Origin of the sequence: Pseudoalteromonas sp. MMG013 (assembly GCF_018100885.1) — a bacterium.
In the GTDB taxonomy this organism is placed as follows: Bacteria; Pseudomonadota; Gammaproteobacteria; order Enterobacterales; family Alteromonadaceae; genus Pseudoalteromonas; species Pseudoalteromonas aurantia.
In genome coordinates this window covers 50,714-71,914 of record NZ_JAGJEE010000027.1, presented here as the reverse complement: position 1 = coordinate 71,914, position 21,201 = coordinate 50,714, and the positions used below count along the sequence as shown (strand labels likewise).

The window sequence follows — 21,201 nt, the reverse complement described above, 5'->3', positions numbered from 1 at the left end:
TAAGGGTCGGTAAGGTTATGGGTACAATAACCCTGAAACTCCTTAGGAGAGACTACGCTCTTATGGTGTAATGATGTTCATTCATCATTGCCGCTATTTGAAATACATTTTACAGGACGTGTTTCACAGAGTAATAAAATGGTGTTATTTTCGATAATTTTACATATGAGTCTTTAGAGTTTTATTCTTATAAAAGTGGGGCAACCGAAATAGGGTTATCGTAAATATTATGATTGTTGTCGCTTAGAATTTGCTTTAAATAGCTCGATGTTTCGTTTCTTATTATAAAGCACTTAGCCCTTGACGACGTTTGCAATTTAGTTGAAGTGACTTTGATTTGTCTTTTACCGTAATAATACGCTTGATTTACCGATTGGATTATTAGGATATCGACTTAATTCAATACGTGTCTGATTAAGTTTATGGATAGGTGCCACTCTACAAAAGGGCGACGCACTTTTATTTATCTACAACCTCTTTCTGGCGTTGTATGATCCCAACATACTTCTTGGCCTGTGCAATGTACAGTATCGTTACAGCCTCTGCTGTTACATGCTCGAGCTGTTTTAGGACCTGCACCAGCTACGTACTGTGTTGCTGAATTTGACAGAGTATTGGTGAGCGTAAGTTGTTTTAGCTGTTTTTTATTTAGAGATATCTTCATTACTTAATTCCTTGTTGTGAGTTGATAGTTACACTAAAAATGTGTATCTAAATGAGTATTGCTCATAATTGTATGTTGTATTCACCGTATTGAGCAATGGTTTTTTGGTTGAAATAAATACAGGACCTCGGAGTTTTGACTAGATTACAATGACTGCGTAGAAACTAAAAAGTGGTAATATGTTAACCTCAACCTTACAATACAGGCTCAAAGATAGTTTGTGACTTATGAGGGTGTATTGTTTAATTTCCCTGGATTGAAGAAGACGATAATAATGGTGGCGAGTGCATACATATTTCATACTGCGCTTGTTTATTTTCAGCCAATTTGGGAATCTAGAATTGATATTATCTCTTCGATATCAATGCCATTGTTACTCTTGGTTGCATTTTTTGCAGCGCAATTTAATCGCAGCCGGATATCGATAGCATGTATTATTTGGTTGTTGATTACTATTGGTCAGAAGGAAGTAATGTTCTGGCCTGATTGGTGGCAGCAAAATCGGTCTTGGTTGGTCTTAAGTATATCACTATGGTTTACTGTTTTAGCCTTAATGAAAGATCGCGCTTTATTGTCAATTCACACTGTTTCTCGTATTGTTTATTTCTTGCTGTGTGCTGGGAGCGCTTTTTATTGGGTAAGGTTTAATGTTGATATTATCGCATTAGTACCTCAATTAGATGTTATTTTAGACTTGAAAAAGCTGTTACCCGTTATGCTTCCTAGCACAATACTTAGCCTATTATTGCTGGTGCTGAGTATCAAATCTAAAGATTTTACTATTGGAGTGTTGCTCATAAGTAGTGTCACATGGCAATTGTTTGTGTCACATCACCTCATTTTACCCACTGAAGTTATAGCTATCATAGTGGCTATAATTTATCTTTTAGTTGTATGCATTGAGTCTTATTATTTAGCTTATCGTGATGATTTAACGGGGTTGCCGACACGACGAGCTTTAAATCAATTATCACTATCACTGAGCCGTCGTTACACTGTAGCGATGATTGATATTGATCATTTTAAGAAGTTTAATGATAGCTATGGCCATGATATTGGTGATCAGGTGTTAAAATTGGTGGCGGCAAAACTTGGCAATATAAAAGGGGGAGGACGCGTATTCCGTTATGGTGGCGAGGAGTTTACTGTGGTATTTCCGGGTAAAAATGCTGAGGCATGTTTACCCTATTTGGAAAGTTTACGCGAAGAGGTTGCAAGTTACGATATGGTGATCCGTGATGTTGCACGTACTGGGAAAAAGTTTAGAAAATCGCATAAATCACACCCATGCAAAACTGTTAATGTGACCGTATCGATTGGTTTTGCACAAAAATTATCAAAGCAGAAATTTTTCCAAGTATTGAAAAATGCCGATTTAGCACTTTATCGAGCAAAAAAGCGGGGGCGTAATAATGCCAGTTGCTAATGGATTAACGGGTGCTTAACATGCGGGCAGAGATTCAAGCACGTGATAGGTGTGCATAATTGGGGGGCTCAATTAAGCCACCCAATTTTAATATAAATAGGCTAAATTTAAAGACTAGTAATAAGCGCCCAACGTAACCTGACATAATTCATAATCATATTGCATTACATTTTTGTAGTATGCTTTTACACTACCATTGGCTAGTTTACCTAATCTTGATTCTCCAATGAATTCATATTGAGCAGTGCCTAGCTTATGCAAATATATGAATTCAGCGACTGAAGTGTGATCTTTTTTAAGCTTCAAAGTCATTTTAGTAAAATCACCAGCTTTGGGATATGATGCTTGGTAAGTGCCTTTAACAAGGTACTTTTCTCCGTGTGTAGTTTGATCATAAGGTGAATGAGCCCCAACAATCATACGCTTGTTTGATTTCACGCAAATACGGCGATAAGGTTCGTAATCACTTGAACCTTCAGAAACGGCTTTGTCTACGTATACAACCCCATAATGGATATTACCACCGCCAGTTAGGTCACTGGGTTCTGTTGTTGGAAATGGTGTAAAGTCATCTGGTCTTGAACCGGTTGAATCCCCAGCACCCGCTGAGTCGTTCGCACCAAATGCTTCGGCATCAGAAAAGCCATCATTTAGGTTGCTATCTTGATGAACCTCAATTGTGTTATCGTTTTCAAAAGAGACTGTTTCGGTCGTATGAGCAATTGCACCACTGGCAATTATCGCCGCAGGGAGTACACATAATGTATTAAATTTCATTAATTTTCCTTAACATATTTTAGGTTTATTGGTGAGTTTTTCTAATAACATAATAATGAGCTTTTTAAGCTCTATATTAATAAATCTCTTATATTCAGGCCATTGAGATGGTGGTAGATGATTTATATGGCTTGCTATCGTGAGCGTTGTATACTTGATGGAGCCGCTGAGTAGCGGGTAGGTTTTTAGATCTCTTGATGCTTTTAGTTCCACATTAAACGTGCTTAATAAGTTGAGTAATTCAAGTACACATTGGACACTTTGTATATCATGATGTAGTTTTTTTAGGAATATCTCTGCAGGTGAAAGCACTTCTTCTACATGTATTTTCCCTGTAGGTGGCATCTTTGCAGTGGATTTAATATGGTTTAGTATCTGTGTTTTTGGTGTATTGCTGAGTGTTACATTCTTGAGCTTTATCGACTCACTACCAGATATTAATGCCCCGTCACTGCAATTAATTAACTGTAATGAAGATGATGATTTTATCAGTGTCTCAAGAGCTTGGCGCGATTCATTCAAGATCCGTGAAGTGAAGATAGAGTCTTTGAAATTTCCAGTCACTTGAAGTTCAGATTTAAAGGTCAATGAGGATAATATATTATCTGTTTCATAGTAAATTGAAGACTTACTATGGTGATGTGCTGGGTTGATGTAGCCAAAATCACAACCTAATAGCACTAATTGATTAATACCCATATGAGCTAAAGCTGCAACTGCCATATTAGATACTGTCGGGTTGCAATGATAAAGTGCGTGTAATTGTTTTATTTTATTACATAAAACTTCACCACCAATATCATTTGCCTTTGGCAATAGAGCGATGTAGTTGAATGTATCAATGAACTTTGGGTAGACTGTATTGAGGCCTAGAAAAATGGTTTCTCTAAGACAAGGATCTTTTAAGTCATTTTCTTTTAAATAGTAGCTCGCGGCCGTACGTTCCATTTCGACATGAATATCAGGAGTAATCCCTTTTCTTAATAAAGTACTTAATGCAGTACCGCATGAAACGATGATTACCTGACTTTGTAACTCATAGAGGTAATCTATATCATTGTCTAATGATGGGCCATTACCCACAATAATAACGGAAGCTTTATGCTTATTTTCCAGTAAACCGTTGTAGCTTTGAAATGGCACTTTTTGGGCATTTTCTATCGTGTGTTCTAAACCAATGAGTTCATCTTCAACAAAGCCCCACATTGAAGTAAAACGGTTTCTCCACTGCCGAAAGTTATCGTATATCTCATCGATAGCAGCTTCTGAACGGTGCCTATACACGCTTATGTCGGCAAGGAGATGGTGCCCTTGCACATTGAGTGTATCAGTCATGAAACGAAGAAAGTGTTGATAGCTGTTAGCGTTAGAAACAGTAAAAGATCCACCTCGAGATAAACAAATGCTGTTCAGTAAGTTGAAGTCACATTTTGCGCAAGCCATGGCGAGGTGTAATTCGTTTGGTTCAATGATAATCACATCGCTGTAGGGGATTGCGTTAAGTAACAGGTTAATATGAAACCCTGCACTTAGGCCTAATATTACTAAGGTCCCTCTATTGGGTTTGGATCTTGATTTGTAACCTAAAGTATGAGCAAATTTACTCGAGTTGTCGATAAAGCATTGATGCGAAGGCTTTTTACTTTTAGGCGTGTTATGCATCACATCCCACTGCAAACTTAAATGTTGTGGGTGTTTTAGAAATAGATTTACTTGTTGCTCACAGCAAGTTTTTGGATCAGTACCGTAAAACTCTATAATGGATGCGTCGATATATCGTGATGGGTATGCATTATTCCAAGAGGGCGATAATTCAACGTTTCTTTGTGTGCGCAAAAATTCACGGTTCTTTCCTATCAGGTCCATTGTTGAGCTAATTCATTGTTTCCATTATCCATAATTTTTTCACAAAGAATATATAGAGTCAAACATAGATACAGAGAATGCTTTTAAAACGGCGAACCATTTCAGATTTTTTCGGGGTTGTTGAGGCGATGGTTATCTCTGAACAATAGTCTAATAATAGTGGTGTGGTTAAAACCAATTTCAATTGCATGCTTCTGTGCAAAAACTCAGTGGTGCTGTGTAGAGTTGAAGTAATCTTATTATCTTTGAAAGATGAATAAAGTCATTGTGTTGTTCATCGCAATATATAATTGAGTTGCTTGCGGGTTAATTTGCCAACTATTTAATTTTAAAAGAGTGATAATTCACCTACATCTTAATCACGTTAATGCGTGTTTCCTATTAATTAAACGACTACCGAGATCTTACCCAGTTACATTCTTTAACGGCTTGAAACGCAGTTTTACTCACTTTTTCCTTTTTTCTTGATTGTTTTCAACTGATTGTTTTTAAATATTTTAATTGTAAATTTGTGTGCTTGGTAACTACTTTTTTCCGTTTTGTGGTCTTTTTTATAGTGTGGTGAGTTATCACTGAACACTTAGTCATTTTTCATTCATCTAAGGCACTCTAGTTTGGCAATCCGACACATTAAACACATGTTATTGGCGACCAGTTTAGCCATATCAAAGTAAAGAAGGTGAATATGAAAAAATCAGTAATAGCATTGTCTATCGTTGTTTCCGTTCCGATTATCTCAAAGTGTGTGCAAGCACAGGAAATGATTAAACCGATAGAGAAGATAGAGGTGACAGGCTCTAAAATTAAGCGTTCAGATATGGAAACTGCAAGCCCTGTGACAATTATTGGTGCCGAGGATATCAAAGCTTCAGGTGCTGTGACCATTGACGATATTTTACAAGATATGACCGCCGCTGGTGGTGCTATGACTAACCCCGGTGTAAATAATGGCTCAGGTGGCAATGCCAGTATCAACCTTCGCGGAATGGGGGATCAAAGAACCTTAGTACTTGTCAATGGCCGACGTATGATTAACTCTGGTACTGGGGCCGCATCTACAGTTGATTTAAATACGATACCTATATCTATGGTTAAGTATATAGAAGTACTTAAAGATGGTGCTTCTGCTGTTTACGGCACCGATGCAGTTGCAGGTGTGGTTAATATTATTTTGAAAGATGATTTCGAGGGAGCGGAATTAAATGCTCAGACAGGTCTAAGTAGTGAAGGAGATGCACAAAGAAATAGCATTGCTCTTATTTTTGGCAATAGTTTTGATAAAGGAAATATGGTCTTTGGTTTGCAATATATGGACCGAGGAGAAGCAAGCCAAGCGGACCGTGATTTTTCCACATGCCCAATTACGGAAAGTGACGACGGTAAAGAGTTACTGTGTGGGGGATCCTCAATTACACCTAATGGCCATGTATATTTAGAGAACGGTAAAGAGTTACAAGGTCGTCCTGATGGCTCTTATAGTGAATATAATCCAGAATCAGATCCATATAATTATTCGCAAGAAAGCTATTTGTATACTCCGATGAAGAGCTTAAATTTAACAGGGCTTGTTAATTATGAGCTATCAAATGAAACGACTTTATTTACAGAAGCAATGTACACAAAGCGTTGGTCAGAGCAACAAATGGCACCACAGCCGATTTGGTTTGATTTTACTTACTCTGAAGCAATGGGCGACGATTTGCTTGAGCATGGCGCTGAGTATGGAGATACCATTCATTATCGTCGTCGAATGACAGATACAGGTACGCGGGATTTTTCTCAAGTAGTTGATACACTCAGAACAGTAGTAGGCTTAGAAGGGATATTGGAAAATGATTATAATTGGGATGTTGCTTTAAACTTTGGCAGAAATGACTCAGTTGATAAGCTGTCTAATTTACATAATGTGGGTAACCTCACTGAAGATATAGAGAGTGGCAAGTTTAATCCGCTCGATCAAACAGCTTGGTCGACAGAGAATATGTCTGATTATATTTACACCGAGCAAAATACTGGCGGTAGCCAAATGCTTAATTTGAGTGCTTCTCTTTCTGGTGAATTGTGGGAATTACCTGCAGGCTATATGGGGTTCGCGACTGGGGTGGAAAGCCGTACTGAAAAAGCATGGTATACACCCGATTCATTGACTTCACAGGGGCTTGCTAACGATCCTAAAGTAGAGCCTACCAGTGGCTCTTATGATGTTAGTGAAGCTTTTTTAGAGTTAGCAGTACCAGTATTAGCTGATTTACCTTTTGCGCAGAGCGTAGATTTAAGTGCGGCGGTAAGGGCATTTGACTATTCAAGTTTTGGCAGTGATTCAACTTGGAAGCTGGGTTTTACTTGGAAAGTCAATGATGAACTAATGTTCCGTGGGGTGCGCTCGACTGCATTTAGAGCGCCCACGGTTGATGAACTGTATGGGGGTAACTCACCATCGTTTGAGCAAATTAATCATGCACTACTTGATAGCCAAGCAGAGGTTACCGTAGGTGGTAATGATCAGTTAACACCTGAAGAAGCTAACACGATTACCGCTGGGCTTGTTTATGAACCACTATGGCTACAGGGTATATCAATGACACTTGATTATTACGACATCGCAATTAGCAATGCTATCGGCAGTGTTGATAATCAGTTTATTGTGGATAGCTGCATAGACAGTACAGGGCAGTTAAAGAATCAGGATACAGCGGTATGTCAATCTGCGAATGTGCAAGTATCAAATGGTAAGGCAACATTTAATAACCAATTACAAAACATTGGCCAAGAAACAACGCGCGGCCTAGATTTAAATTTACTCTATAAGTTTGAGGCCATGGGTTATCATTGGTCAGCAGGGTTAGACACGTCATTTTTGCATGAGCGAGTCGTCACTAACGCAGGAGAAACGATTGATTATACCGGACTGATCACTTCTGGCTCAGGAGGCTATGCTGATATTAAATCTAACTTAAGCTTAGCTTTGAAAGCCGATGACTGGTATGCCAATTATAAGGTGCGCTATATTTCTGGTATGGACAGTTATGCCTGCTTAAGTGAATCATCATCCTGTTATGCACCAAGTACTCCTTCAGTGATGTATCATGATATATCAGGAAGTTATTTTATAAATGATAGTATAAAAATCTCTGCGGGGATCAACAACTTATTTGATAAACAACCTCCGTATTATACAGGGAATAATGATTCAAATACGGATCCATATACCTATGATACGTTAGGTCGTTACTTCTATGCAGGGGTTAATGTAAAGTTCTAATTAGCCTATTGAAAGAGGGTTAAACGAAAAAAGGCACTGTTAATACAGTGCCTTTTGCGCTTGCAAAGTTTAAAATGTCCACGCAAGGTGAATTTGTGGAACCGATTCATTTACAGTTCCGCCAAGTTTATTACGCCATATTTGCCACTCAATCCCCAGCATCAATGTATCACTTTTGTTACCCAGAGCATGGCCTAAATCCCATTGAAGAATGGGCTGGGCGAGTAGCCAGTCATTGACATAAATACCAAATTCATTTTGGCGAGAACCAATATATTCAGCGTGACCTGTAAATAAAAACTTATGATCCCCTAAAGTGAACGGGTAACCCCATGCCAAATCAAACATCCATGCATTGCTTTGCGACGGTGCCCCTTGCTTTGCGACACCGGCACTGTCATCAAAATAGCCCGTTATTGTGGTTGATAAATAAGTAAACCCAGGAATATCCCAGCTAAGCTTAATACCGGGTAAATATTTAACCACTTTTGGGTCGCCAGCAATGTTAACCCCCATTACCAGCCCAATATCTTTGAGAATACCTTTTTGAAATGAGTAGCCGCTGACAGCACTTAAACTGACGGTTGAGTACCACTCCATATAGAAGTCACGGTCTTGATAGTTATCTTGTATATCGTCATCTAAATAATCGACAAAGAAAAAGTTTTCACCGTAGTCATAAGCGGATGCATGCTGAAGTGAAAAAACACTGGTTTTTGCTTCACTACGGGTAAAAGGGTTAGTAAATTCCCCATAGTTGAGATGAAGTTGGGTTTTACTCCAGTTTGCGGCGAAAACCGGCATAGAGTAAAGGTACATAGAGGCAAGCGCAAATAAGAGTAGTTTCGTCATTGTTTAGTACATTCCATAAGTACGTGAGCGACAACGAAGAGTATAGCAAAGGCACCAAAAATGGTGCCTAATATTAAATTTATAGCTTGTTGCGTTTCAAGCAAATAATGGTAACGGCAGTAATGGCGAGTATAAAACAATAGTATGAAGACGTTGATACATCCCAGGGGCTAATTTTAAATGTGGCACCTAGCAAGAGTGCTTGAGCGCCGTAAGGTAATGAGCCTTGCATAACACAGGCAAAAATATCCAGTAAACTGGCTGAGCGTTTTGCCGGTATTTCGCCATCATCAGCTAATTTTTTAGCGACGGGCCCTGCAACAATGATACTGACTGTGTTATTCGCAATACATAAATTGCTTGTTAGTACGAGTGCCGCAATACCAAGTTGGTCTGCAACTTGGCGATGCCATTTTGCTATGATGGCAGTGAGCCCTTGGATCTTTTTAGCCAAATAGTCTAAGCCACCATTAATACGTATGAACTCAGAGAGTCCACCGATAAACATTGAAAGTAAAAATATTTCCTGCATGCTACTAAAGCCTTCGTATATATCCTTTACAAAACTGGCCATTTCATAGTCTCCGGTAAAGCCCATTGCTGCCGCAAAAATAATTCCGCTAAATAGCACGACAAATACGTTCATTCCCGCTACGGCTAGGAATAAAATAAATGCGTAAGGTAGCACTAATAGCCAGTCAAACTCTTTAGTTTCGACAACTTGGGCCTCGGGTGTTAAAAATACTAATAGGCATACTGTTAATACGGCAGCTGGAAGTGCAATTTTTAGATTTTCTCTAAATTTATCTTTCATTTCACACCCTTGAGTACGAGTTGCAGCAATCGTGGTGTCTGAAATAATCGATAAGTTATCACCAAACATGGCCCCGGAGACAATCGTACCGGCCATTAACGCTGGATCAATTCCTGTTTTAATTGATACAGCTAATGCGATTGGTCCTATTGCGCCAATGGTGCCCATTGACGTGCCCATGGCAGTGGAGACAACCGCGGAGATCAAAAATAACCCAGGCAGTAAAAAGGCAGGAGGGATAAGAGACAAACCCGCATTTACAACCGCATCCACCCCACCTGTTGCACTGGCAACCGCAGAGAAAGCACCCGCTAGCAAGTAAATGAGACACATTGTTATGATGTTGCTGTGCCCAGCACCTTTTATAAAGGTTTCAACACTTTCGTTTATAGAGGCTTTATTGATTAAAAATGCGATGACAATCGCAGGTAAAATAGCGACGGGGGCGGGGAGCTGGTAAAACGCATAATCAACCCCTTGAGACTGCAAATACAAACCAACACCCAAAAATAGGCCGACAAAGGTAAGTAACGGTAACAAAGACAACTTTGCGGCTAGTTTATTCATTGGCTCGTGCATTGAGACCTCATATCAAAAATATTTTTTATTGTTATGTCGCCATTGTTTTCACATTCAAGCGCATAATTCAAGTAATAGTTGTAATGGATGTGTGAATGTATAGATGGCTAGATGGTTTGTCAATTATATTTAGTAACAATAATAAGCCGTTTAATACAGCTTATTATTTCACAGAGCGGTATAGCCTATTTTTATTGAATACATTGATGTAAATTCAAAGCGTTACTAGGTTGACATTACTCATGAAGAGAAACAAGAGAAGTTTTCTCTAAAAAACTCAGTTCTCTGGATGGATACAAGTGCAGCACGCTTGTGTGGGAATTCAAACTCAAACTCGGTTTTAAAGCCCAATTTATGTATTTGATTGAGTAAACGGTGGTTGTCACTTCTGGGCTCTAATACGATCTTTTGGGTACGTATATCATCGAGGAAGATAAAGTGAGAGATTGCTGTACACCAGGCTTTAAAGAATTTGTTTCCCCGAAATAGCTCATTGCCGACTAATTGGTGCAGCCCTCTATCGAAGGCTTGCCATGGGTAGTGCGATGCTCTCTTTTGCACTCCAATAGAGCTCGAAGTAACCAAATGGCACTTCATTAAAGTAGCCGGTAAGTGGCAACTCAAAGGGTGAGGCGAGTTTATTATGTATGTATTCACTTAATGCTTTTTCTGACCACGCTTGATCTCAAAACTGTGCTACACGCGGATTGTTCATCCACTGATGAAATAGCGCTAAATCGGATTCAGGATCTATGACCTTAAAACTAATAGTGTGGTTTATATCACGATCTCTTCTTTTATATAATAGTTTATCGGCCAAATAGGGCTGGCCCATAGGAGAAATTGTGCTCGGGAAAGTTTTAAAATGAGAGTCGTTAGGGCGAAAGAGTAATAATTCAGGACAGTTATAAAATTCATACCTTGAGAAGCTAAAAATATTAATATGCTTGCCAAGCTGTTGTGAAGCTGGGTTTGATTGCCACGCAGGATCTTTAAATTGTAAGTAATTGATATGTTGATAATAATGAAATATTTCATTAATAAATATAGTGGGCTCTTGCATGGATGCGATGTTGTGCTGTGCGTGGACAATTAAACAATGATTAAAAACAACGGTACCAAGTTGCTCTGAACTTAGGCAAATGCACTTGTTTAACGCTGTACTGTGAGAATGCATATTGTGTGCTGCCATCCTTTTTCTTTAAAACATGTCTGAGCCCCTTACGTTAAAGTACTGGTTATGCTTCACCCAGTGACTAGATCATGGTAGAGCGCGATACATTGCTACTAGTGCTCATGACATTGTGCTTGATAAATCGCGCATTTTTAAAATGACCGAAGAGTACCAGCGTTCCCATATTGGGTGTTGTGATTTCTAGTGTTTTTAACCAAAAAGCGTTTGTTTGTTGCTTTTGCATATGATTAGTAATTGTTTTTATTATCTTTCGTGTCTTGATGAGGGGGTTTAAATGAAAATACGAGGGGGTAAAAATCGCATAGCGGTTATTTAATACGCCATAGAACAAAGTAAATAGGTTAATAGATATAAGAAAATAACAGATGATTTCTATTTGTAATCTCGGTATAACGACTCGTAACTTAATAGGAGCTTGATATGATTAAAATAGCTGTTTTTGGTGCGAATGGAAGAATGGGTAAAGTGCTATGTGAAGCAAGCCTATCAGCACAGTACGCACAATTGTCGACAGCGTTAGTGCGAGAATCTAACGTATTGATAGGACAACCCGTTGGGCCTGTCATTGGATGTCGAGACACTGAAGTGTCATTCGCCAGTGACAAATCACTTAATTCAGACGTAGATGTTGCAATTGATTTTACATTACCTGAGGGAATGAAAGCGCATTTGGCTCTTGCGATAAAGCAACGAGTACCTATGGTGATTGGTACTACAGGGCTTAGCGACGAAGAGATGAGCACCTTAAAAGACGCAGCTCAGTATATTCCCATTGTGTTTTCAAGAAACTATTCGGTGGGGATTAATTTATTAGAAAATTTGGTTCAGGTTGCAGCAAAAACCTTGTCAGAGGATATTGATATCGAAATATTTGAAGCCCATCATCGGCATAAAATAGACGCACCATCAGGCACTGCGCTGATGATTGGCGAGGCAATTGCGAAAGCAAAAGGATGGGATCATGCTGAGGTTGCAAAGTTTGATAGAAGCCAAGATGATGGCGAAAAATCTCAACAAGAGATTGGTTATTCAGTGATGAGAGGGGGGGACATAGTAGGAGAACATACGGCTTACTTCGCTGCAGAGGGCGAAAGGCTTGAACTTACCCATAAAGCAAGTTCAAGAATGACCTTTGCGAAAGGTGCAGTAAGGGCTGCAGCATGGCTCAAAGATAAACCAAATGGACTTTATACCATGCAGGACGTGCTTGATTTGCATTAGATAATATGTACTTTTAACCTCTTAATGGTTTTTTTTGGCCTTAACTGCTATTTATCATGTTTTTAATGGTTTTATTAGACGAACCTGACAAAGTGCTGTAAACTACAACGAATTTGCCAAAAATTATTACTGCGTGTTACCAAGCGCTTTGTGAACGGGATGAAAGCGTAATAGCTAGCTCCCGTTTTTTACCATTTAGGAGGTTATCTTGACTAAATCCGCTCTGTTAGTCCTTGAAGACGGCACAGTGTTTCGCGGTACTGCGATCGGCGCTGACGGCTTGTCAGTCGGTGAAGTAGTATTCAATACGTCTATGACTGGTTATCAAGAAATTTTGACGGACCCGTCGTACGCGGAACAAATTGTAACGCTGACTTACCCACATATCGGTAATACCGGAACTAACAGTGAAGACGAAGAAGCGGACCAGATCTGGGCGAAAGGCCTAGTGATCCGCGATTTGCCTTTACTCGCTAGTAATTTCCGTAACGAGCAATCGTTAAGCGATTACCTAAAAGAACGTAATATCTTAGGGATAGCGGATATTGATACACGTAAATTAACGCGTATTTTACGTGATAAAGGCGCGCAAAATGGGTGTATTATTGCGGGTGACTCACTTGATGAGCAACAAGCATTAGAAGCGGCAAAAGCATTCCCAGGTTTAAAAGGCATGGATTTGGCAAAAGTAGTCTGTACGAAAGAACAGTATACTTGGGCGGATTCAAGCTGGACTTTGGGTGAAGGCTACCGCACGCTTGCGGCAGAAGAAGAAAAATTCCATGTAGTTGCATATGACTTTGGCGTGAAGAAGAATATTCTACGTATGCTGGTGGATCGAGGTTGTAAGTTAACAGTGGTACCTGCAGAAACCTCCGCTGCAGACGTGTTAGCACTAAACCCAGATGGTATTTTCTTGTCAAATGGACCTGGCGACCCTGAGCCATGTACCTATGCTATTGATGCAATTAAAACTTTTCTGGAAACAGACACACCAATCTTTGGTATTTGTTTAGGTCATCAATTATTGGCATTAGCTTCAGGTGCACAAACAGTTAAGATGAAGTTTGGTCACCATGGTGGTAACCATCCAGTAAAAGACCTAGACCGTAACGTGGTGATGATCACTGCACAAAACCATGGCTTCGCAGCGGATGAAGCAAGCTTACCAGATACACTACGTGCAACGCACAAATCATTGTTTGATGGTACTTTACAAGGTATTCACCGTACAGATAAGCCTGCATTTAGTTTCCAAGGTCACCCAGAGGCAAGCCCAGGTCCGCATGATGCAGCGCCTTTGTTTGACCATTTCATTGAACTAATGCTAGCTCGTAAAGCTTAATTGAGACCGGAGTAATAATGCCAAAACGTACTGATTTAAAAAGCATTCTTATCTTAGGCGCAGGCCCGATTGTGATTGGCCAAGCCTGTGAATTTGACTACTCAGGTGCTCAAGCGTGTAAAGCACTAAGAGAAGAAGGTTATCGAGTTATTCTTGTTAACTCAAACCCTGCGACGATTATGACAGACCCTGAAATGGCTGATGCGACGTACATCGAGCCAATTCATTGGGAAGTTGTTGAAAAGATTATTGAAAAAGAAAAGCCAGATGCTGTCCTACCGACTATGGGTGGTCAAACAGCATTGAACTGTGCGCTAGACTTAGATAAATACGGTGTATTAGCTAAGCATGGTGTAGAGCTTATTGGCGCGACAGCAGATGCTATCGATAAAGCTGAAAACCGCGAACGCTTTGACGTTGCGATGAAAAATATCGGCTTGGAGTGTCCTCGCGCAGAAATTGCACATACAATTGATGAAGCACACGACGTGCTTACTCGTATTGGCTTCCCATGTATTATTCGTCCTTCATTCACGATGGGTGGAACCGGTGGTGGTGTTGCTTATAACCAAGAAGAGTTCGATGAAATTTGTACTCGTGGTCTTGACCTTTCACCAACGAGCGAATTGTTAATAGATGAAAGCTTGATTGGTTGGAAAGAGTACGAAATGGAAGTTGTTCGTGACAAAAACGATAACTGTATCATTGTATGTGCTATTGAAAACTTCGATCCAATGGGTGTTCACACAGGTGATTCAATCACGGTTGCTCCAGCACAAACACTGACTGATAAAGAATACCAATTGATGCGTAATGCTTCGATGGCGGTTCTGCGTGAAATCGGTGTTGAAACAGGTGGTTCAAACGTACAGTTTGGTGTTAATCCTGATGATGGCCGTATGGTTATTATTGAGATGAACCCACGTGTATCTCGTTCGTCTGCGCTTGCTTCAAAAGCAACTGGCTTCCCGATTGCAAAAATTGCGGCAAAGCTGGCAATTGGCTATACCCTTGACGAACTGCAAAATGACATTACGGGCGGCGCAACACCAGCTTCTTTTGAGCCGTCAATTGACTATGTTGTTACTAAGATCCCACGCTTTAACTTTGAAAAGTTTGCTGGTGCCAATGACCGTTTAACAACACAGATGAAGTCTGTGGGTGAAGTGATGGCAATTGGGCGCAACCAACAAGAGTCATTACATAAAGCATTACGTGGCTTAGAAGTGGGTGCAAACGGGTTTAACCCGATTGTGGCACTTGATGACCCTAAAGCGAAAGAGAAAATCATTCGCGAATTACGCGAGCCTGGTGCGGAGCGTATTTGGTACATTGCAGATGCAATGCGCCATGGTATGAGTGTTGAAGATGTATTTGAGTTGACTAAAGTTGACCGTTGGTACTTAGTGCAAATCGAAGACATTATCAAAGATGAAGCAACTATTGCGGATGTTGGTCTAGCGGGTTTAACTAAAGACTTCTTGCGTCGTCTTAAGCGTAAAGGGTTTGCTGATGCACGTATTGCTGAGATTGCAGGTGTATCAGAAAAAGAAATTCGTAAAAAGCGTCACCAATTAGAAATTTTGCCAGTATATAAGCGTGTAGATACATGTGCGGCAGAGTTTAGCTCAGACACCGCTTACATGTACTCTACTTATGATGAAGAGTGTGAAGCGAATCCGTCTGATAAAGATAAAATCATGGTGATTGGTGGTGGTCCAAACCGTATCGGTCAAGGTATTGAATTCGATTACTGTTGTGTGCACGCAGCACTTGCATTGCGTGAAGATGGTTACGAAACTATCATGGTTAACTGTAACCCTGAAACGGTTTCAACGGATTATGACACATCTGATCGCTTATTCTTCGAACCAATTACGCTTGAAGATGTCCTTGAGATTGTACGTGTTGAAAAGCCTGTGGGTGTTATCGTTCAGTACGGTGGTCAAACACCACTGAAATTAGCGCGTGAGCTTGAAGCAAACGGTGTTCCAATAATTGGCACATCACCAGATGCAATTGACCGTGCTGAAGACCGTGAACGCTTCCAGCAATTGGTTGACCGTTTAGACCTTTTACAGCCTGAAAATGCAACGGTAACGTCAACGGAAGAAGCGATTGCTAAGTCTCAAGAGATTGGCTTTCCACTAGTTGTTCGTCCATCCTATGTTCTTGGTGGTCGTGCAATGGAAATCGTTTATGACGAAGATGATTTACGCCGTTATATGACAGAGGCTGTACAAGCGTCAAATGAAGCACCTGTATTGCTTGACCGTTTCTTAGATGATGCGATTGAAGTTGACGTAGATGCAATTTGTGATGGCGAGCAAGTTATTATTGGCGGCATCATGGAGCACATTGAGCAAGCGGGTGTTCACTCTGGTGACTCTGCATGTTCATTGCCAGCACATTCTTTACCGCAAGATATACAAGACGTTATGCGTAAGCAAGTAACTGGTATGGCGCTTGAGCTTGGGGTTGTTGGTTTAATGAATACGCAGTTTGCTGTTAAAGATGGCAAAGTGTATTTAATTGAAGTAAACCCACGTGCTGCTCGTACAGTGCCGTTTGTTTCAAAAGCAACAGGTGTGGCATTGGCTAAAGTGGCTGCGCGTTGTATGGCGGGTCAAACCTTAGCAAGCCAAGGTGTTACTGAAGAGATTATTCCACCGTACTACAGTGTAAAAGAAGTGGTACTGCCGTTTGCTAAGTTCCAAGGTGTTGATCCATTACGTGGCCCAGAGATGCGTTCAACGGGTGAAGTGATGGGTGTTGGTGATAATTTCGCCGATGCGTTTGCAAAAGCACAATTAGGTGCGGGTAATGCTTTACCACGCGGTGGCCGCGCGCTACTATCTGTGCGTAACAGCGACAAGTCACGTATTGTTGAATTAGCAAAAACCATGAGAGAAATTGGTTTTGAGCTAGATGCAACAAACGGTACCGCAAAAGCCCTTGAAGAAGCAGGCATTGAAGTTCGCCGTGTGAACAAGGTATTTGAAGGCCGACCTCATATTCTTGACCGTATCAAAAATGGTGAGTATAGCTACATTGTAAATACCACTGAAGGTCGCCAAGCAATTGAAGACTCGAAGGTGTTACGTCGTGGTGCATTAAGACATAAGACAAATTACACCACAACGCTTAATGCAGCGTTTGCTAACTGTACTGCGCATGCTGCAGATGACAGAAATGTAGTGAACTCTGTACAAGAATTACACCAACGATTGAACTAAGGACAAAGCCAAGGCCTAGAAACCTTGGCGATAAGTGAGATACTTATGCAATCAATTCCGATGACAGTACGAGGTGAGCAATTACTTCGTGAAGAACTAAACCATTTAAAATCGGTAGTTCGCCCTAAAATAGTTGCCGATATCGCCGATGCGCGTGAACATGGCGACTTAAAAGAAAATGCTGAATATCATGCAGCGCGTGAGCAGCAAGGTTTTTGTGAAGGCCGCATTCAAGAAATTGAAGCGAAGCTTTCCACTTCTCAAATTATTGATGTCACAAAGGTTGCCAATAACGGTAAAGTGATATTTGGTACAACCGTAACGATCGTTAATGTTGATACTGATGAAGAAGTGAAATACCGCATTGTTGGTGATGATGAAGCTGATATTAAAAGTAATTTAATTTCGGTTAATTCACCTATCGCGCGTGGACTAATTGGAAAAGAGTTAGATGATACAGCGAATATTCAAACACCAAATGGTGCTGTTGAATATGAAATCATCGAAGTTGAATATATTTAAGTATTAAACTAAATCAGTAAAAGGCCGAGCAATGCTCGGCTTTTTTGTTTTTAGTATATCGTGTCTTCTGAAGGAGTAGCTGTGCATATAGGAAATAACTTGTGAGAGTACTTAGTTTCCAAAATAGTTGGCGGGTTAGTTTGGCTAGAAAATACTAAGCAGTGGTGTAGATCTACTGATTGGTTCAGAAAAAATGCTTAATAAGTATGTAAATAGTAAAACCGAATTATATAATTTTCTATGTATTGCTTACCTCAAAACCAGTATTACATTAATGGCTTTTCCATTGAATAAAATAACGTGATAACCCCCATTTTTGTGATTGTTATGTGTTTGTTTTGTAAACTATTTGATAAAAACAACAGAGGGGAAATTAATTCGATGTATTTGGGTTTTTTCTCCTGTATTTTGACGGTTAACAATCGTCTGATCAACATATTGTCGCCTGCAGCAAGCTGCGCATTAGAGTAAATAACCAATCAAAAATGGCTTTAAATTGTATGGACGTGTTCGTCGTACACATTAAGGAAACCCCTCGTGCGGATAAATAAATCTTTTCTCAATTACTCTCGTGTGATCCATGTTTATGTATCTATGGCGTTATTAACACTGATGGTGTTTTTTTCCATTACAGGGGTAACGTTGAATCACCCAGAATGGTTTGCAGATAACGAAGCGTATGTTGATGAATTGGAACTTCAATTGCCTCGTTCATTACTTGGGGTAGAGCACCAAGGTGAACTCATAAAATATTTGCATCAACAAAGTTGGTTTAATGGTAAGAGACTTACATTAGAGCGAGATGAGTATGAGCTGTTTATCAGTGATAAGGGCCCGGGCGCACATTTGGCCATTACAGTGGATCTAGAAAGTGGTGACGCGTTTATAGAAAAAACAAATTATGGCATGTGGGCAAAACTCAATGATTTACATAAAGGCCGTAATAGCGGTGCATTGTGGCGCTTTATAATCGATGCTAGCGCCATATTAATGATTTTATTTAGTATTACAGGTTTTGTTTTGGCACTTGCACAGCGACGCGTAAATAAAACCTTAGCGTTGAGTTTAGTAACGACCTTAGCGGTATTTTTTTGCTACGTATTTTATGTGTAGCACAGTTTGATTTTTCGAGGAGGTAAAGTGATAAAAAAATGGGCGGTTTTAGTTGTAGCGTTATTCCTTATGGGGGAAGCGCAGAGTACAGAAATTGAACTATCAATCAACTTAGCGAAACAAACAGGAGAGTACCACAATCCTTATGTTGCGGTTTGGATTGAGGACGACGCAGGTAAAAGTGTGCGTACGTTATTACTCTGGCGTGAAGGGGCTAAGTGGCTTAAAGATATTCGTACTTGGTGGCGAAAAGTAGGGCGACGAGCACCTGAGCTGGTTGATTCTATCACTTCTGCAACACGTCCAGCGGGAGATTATCGTTTGAATTTTAAAGCGAGTGATGATCAAGGGAATAGACTAGAGAATGACAATTATACCTTGAAAGTTGAAGTCGTTAGAGAGAACGGTGGTCGAGCCATTATTAAGAAAAAGTTTAGCTTAAATGGGCAGGCGCAGACTTATACCCTTAAAGCTACCCCAGAAACAAATATCGCAACATTTTCGATTAAGGAATAAAAAGTATGTCTAAATTAAAGTTATTCGCTATTTTAGTATTTTCAATGGCTACCTCGGCACAGGCACATAACCGTTGGATTTTACCTACTCATTTTAGTGTGTCGGGCGAAGAACAGGTATGGATAATGGCCGATGTTACGGCATCTAACGAAACGTTTGACGTCGATAAGCCAATGGGTTCAGACAGGTTTAGTATTATTAAACCAAATGGTGAACGTGCTCGTCCAAGTTCAAGCTTTCGAGGTCACCGTAAAAGCGTAGTGGACATTAATTTAGTGGAAGACGGAACGTATAAAATGTTTTTGGATAGTGATGTCAGTTACTGGACCAGTTATGAAATAAAAGGAAAGGATGGTACGCAGTGGCTACGCAATACAAGCAAAGCGAATCGTGATGCTAAACTTCCCAAAGGCGCTAAAAATGTCAACACGCTGGCCTCTAAATCGCAAGTTATGACCTTCGTAACACTCAATGCACCCACAGAGAACTACCGTTTAACCAAGCAGGGTTTAGAGTTGAAGCCAATTACACATCCGTCTGACATTGCTCAAAATGAAAAAGCACAACTGCAATTTGTGTTTGATGGCTTGCCACAAAAAGGCGTAGAAGTTGAAATTATTAAAGATGGTGCGCGCTATAGGAACAATTTGGATGCATTGAAATTGACCTCTGATCAAAAGGGGCAGATCTCGTTTACATTACCAGAGGCTGGTAGATACTTATTAATTGCTGAATTTAAAAAATCGCAAAAGAATAACCCATTGGCTGATGAAATGGGTGGCCAAGTATTCTTTACTTTTGAGGCGGTATTGAACTAAGCCTCTGTACATGTACTTTATATCACAGTCATGATTGCCTATATTATTGGCAATCATGTATCGTTTTATTTGTCAGTAAAGAGCGTACAGAAAAAGGTGTTACTTTATTTTTAACATCTACAGTGACTTTGGCGATGTCTAAATACTGAAAGTCACCAGGGCCGTTCAGTTGCCATAACCCAGCAGCTATTTTCGATAAGCAAAATGCTTTTGTATCTCCATGACTGACTAAAATGGGAAAGTCATACGTATTTGCAAGTTTGTTCAATGCCTCTTTATATACTTTAAACCCATCACACTTCTTTTGGCGAGTATCAGTGCAAGCTTTGTCATGTTTTGGAGGAGCAAATATATCTGCTTGCATAAATATCACCGCCGCAGTTAGGTTTTCATTTAAATGAGATGTTAGCCAGTTTAAGTTATGTGAGTCTCTGGCTTGTACTTGCGCGCGTGCGATTTTTTTATCTGAGTTTAAAATTTGCTTACGGCCATTATTAGTGCCAACCACGTGCAAGGTTATAAAACGAACATTATTATGTAGCCAAGCTTGATTCTCAGGTTGCGCTGTTTGCCGTGTGTATTTGTTAAGTTTTGCTGAGGTGTGAGTGAACTCTGTACGAATGAAATCTAATCGTTCGAGCTCGTCATACCTTGGTTTTAGGCTTTTTCTATCGCAGTCAGTCCAATCATTGTCTCCAGGCGTATAAATAAAAGGTTGCGTACTTATCTGGCTAATGAGTGTGTAATTTTCTTTTAGTATCGTGTTTGTGCAAGGTACCGCACCGGATTTAATGTCTCCAACATGTACAACAAAGTCATGAGGTGTACTTTGTGCTGCTTTATAAAGTATGCCGGTAGGTTTACTGAGCATTTTTGCATCCACATCAGAATAAGGCATATCACCATATACAAGAAACTGACTAGGTTGAGCGGAAGTAAACAGGGCCGTGCCAACGAGCGTAAATAACAAGGGTAGCTTGAGCATATGCGTTCTA

General features: G+C 40.1%; 17 protein-coding genes. 9 read left to right on the top strand and 8 right to left on the bottom strand.

Annotated features, from left to right (window positions below; genetic code table 11):
• Positions 1-463: 463 nt before the first annotated feature.
• Positions 464-664, bottom strand: coding sequence for a hypothetical protein (locus tag J8L98_RS19140; protein ID WP_210997759.1), 201 nt, complete (start codon positions 662-664; stop codon positions 464-466).
• 220 nt (positions 665-884) lie between these two features.
• Here J8L98_RS19140 and J8L98_RS25200 point away from each other — a divergent pair, with 220 nt between their 5' ends.
• Positions 885-2,090 (top strand): GGDEF domain-containing protein, encoded by a 1,206-nt coding sequence (locus tag J8L98_RS25200; RefSeq protein WP_210997758.1) that lies wholly within the window; start codon positions 885-887, stop codon positions 2,088-2,090.
• Between the two features lie 114 nt (positions 2,091-2,204).
• Here J8L98_RS25200 and J8L98_RS19130 read toward each other — a convergent pair whose 3' ends face one another.
• Together J8L98_RS19130 and J8L98_RS19125 are read right to left on the bottom strand one after the other, a co-directional pair.
• Positions 2,205-2,867 carry a hypothetical protein gene (locus J8L98_RS19130; RefSeq protein WP_210997757.1) on the bottom strand — a complete coding sequence of 221 codons (663 nt, stop codon included), beginning with the start codon at positions 2,865-2,867 and terminating at the stop codon, positions 2,205-2,207.
• A gap of 9 nt (positions 2,868-2,876) precedes the next feature.
• Positions 2,877-4,733, bottom strand: coding sequence for a 6-hydroxymethylpterin diphosphokinase MptE-like protein (locus J8L98_RS19125; protein ID WP_210997756.1), 1,857 nt, complete (start codon positions 4,731-4,733; stop codon positions 2,877-2,879).
• Positions 4,734-5,418: 685 nt separating this feature from the next.
• Here J8L98_RS19125 and J8L98_RS19120 point away from each other — a divergent pair.
• Positions 5,419-7,995: a TonB-dependent receptor gene (locus tag J8L98_RS19120; protein WP_210997755.1), complete on the top strand. Its 2,577-nt coding sequence runs from the start codon at positions 5,419-5,421 to the stop codon at positions 7,993-7,995.
• Between the two features lie 69 nt (positions 7,996-8,064).
• Here the strand turns inward: J8L98_RS19120 and J8L98_RS19115 are convergent, their stop codons facing one another.
• The 4 genes from J8L98_RS19115 to J8L98_RS19100 form a co-directional block, all read right to left on the bottom strand.
• Complete coding sequence (locus J8L98_RS19115; protein ID WP_210997754.1) at positions 8,065-8,847, bottom strand: nucleoside-binding protein; 783 nt, start codon at positions 8,845-8,847, stop codon at positions 8,065-8,067.
• A gap of 79 nt (positions 8,848-8,926) precedes the next feature.
• Positions 8,927-10,228 (bottom strand): Na+/H+ antiporter NhaC family protein, encoded by a 1,302-nt coding sequence (locus J8L98_RS19110; protein ID WP_247682618.1) that lies wholly within the window; start codon positions 10,226-10,228, stop codon positions 8,927-8,929.
• 252 nt (positions 10,229-10,480) lie between these two features.
• On the bottom strand, positions 10,481-10,837 hold the full coding sequence (locus tag J8L98_RS19105; RefSeq protein ID WP_210997752.1) for a GNAT family N-acetyltransferase: 357 nt from the start codon (positions 10,835-10,837) through the stop codon (positions 10,481-10,483).
• Positions 10,838-10,925: 88 nt separating this feature from the next.
• Positions 10,926-11,432, bottom strand: coding sequence for an acetyltransferase (locus J8L98_RS19100; RefSeq protein ID WP_210997751.1), 507 nt, complete (start codon positions 11,430-11,432; stop codon positions 10,926-10,928).
• A 423-nt stretch (positions 11,433-11,855) separates the two neighbouring features.
• Here J8L98_RS19100 and dapB point away from each other — a divergent pair, with 423 nt between their 5' ends.
• From dapB to J8L98_RS19065, 7 genes are all read left to right on the top strand, one after another.
• Positions 11,856-12,656, top strand: coding sequence for a 4-hydroxy-tetrahydrodipicolinate reductase (gene dapB / locus J8L98_RS19095; RefSeq protein ID WP_210997750.1), 801 nt, complete (start codon positions 11,856-11,858; stop codon positions 12,654-12,656).
• 208 nt (positions 12,657-12,864) lie between these two features.
• Positions 12,865-14,001, top strand: coding sequence for a glutamine-hydrolyzing carbamoyl-phosphate synthase small subunit (gene carA, locus J8L98_RS19090; RefSeq protein ID WP_138597169.1), 1,137 nt, complete (start codon positions 12,865-12,867; stop codon positions 13,999-14,001).
• Between the two features lie 17 nt (positions 14,002-14,018).
• A complete protein-coding gene (carB, locus tag J8L98_RS19085; protein ID WP_210997749.1) occupies positions 14,019-17,237 on the top strand; it encodes a carbamoyl-phosphate synthase large subunit in 3,219 nt (1,072 codons plus the stop codon).
• Positions 17,238-17,282: 45 nt separating this feature from the next.
• Positions 17,283-17,759 carry a transcription elongation factor GreA gene (gene greA / locus J8L98_RS19080; protein ID WP_192507972.1) on the top strand — a complete coding sequence of 159 codons (477 nt, stop codon included), beginning with the start codon at positions 17,283-17,285 and terminating at the stop codon, positions 17,757-17,759.
• Positions 17,760-18,296: 537 nt separating this feature from the next.
• The gene (locus J8L98_RS19075; protein ID WP_210997748.1) at positions 18,297-18,872 is read left to right on the top strand and encodes a PepSY-associated TM helix domain-containing protein; all 576 of its coding nucleotides are present in this window, start codon (positions 18,297-18,299) and stop codon (positions 18,870-18,872) included.
• Positions 18,873-18,899: 27 nt separating this feature from the next.
• Positions 18,900-19,388, top strand: coding sequence for a DUF2271 domain-containing protein (locus tag J8L98_RS19070; RefSeq protein WP_210997747.1), 489 nt, complete (start codon positions 18,900-18,902; stop codon positions 19,386-19,388).
• A 5-nt stretch (positions 19,389-19,393) separates the two neighbouring features.
• Positions 19,394-20,206 carry a DUF4198 domain-containing protein gene (locus tag J8L98_RS19065; protein ID WP_210997746.1) on the top strand — a complete coding sequence of 271 codons (813 nt, stop codon included), beginning with the start codon at positions 19,394-19,396 and terminating at the stop codon, positions 20,204-20,206.
• Positions 20,207-20,249: 43 nt separating this feature from the next.
• Here J8L98_RS19065 and J8L98_RS19060 read toward each other — a convergent pair whose 3' ends face one another.
• Positions 20,250-21,191 carry a hypothetical protein gene (locus tag J8L98_RS19060; protein ID WP_210997745.1) on the bottom strand — a complete coding sequence of 314 codons (942 nt, stop codon included), beginning with the start codon at positions 21,189-21,191 and terminating at the stop codon, positions 20,250-20,252.
• Positions 21,192-21,201: the final 10 nt, after the last annotated feature.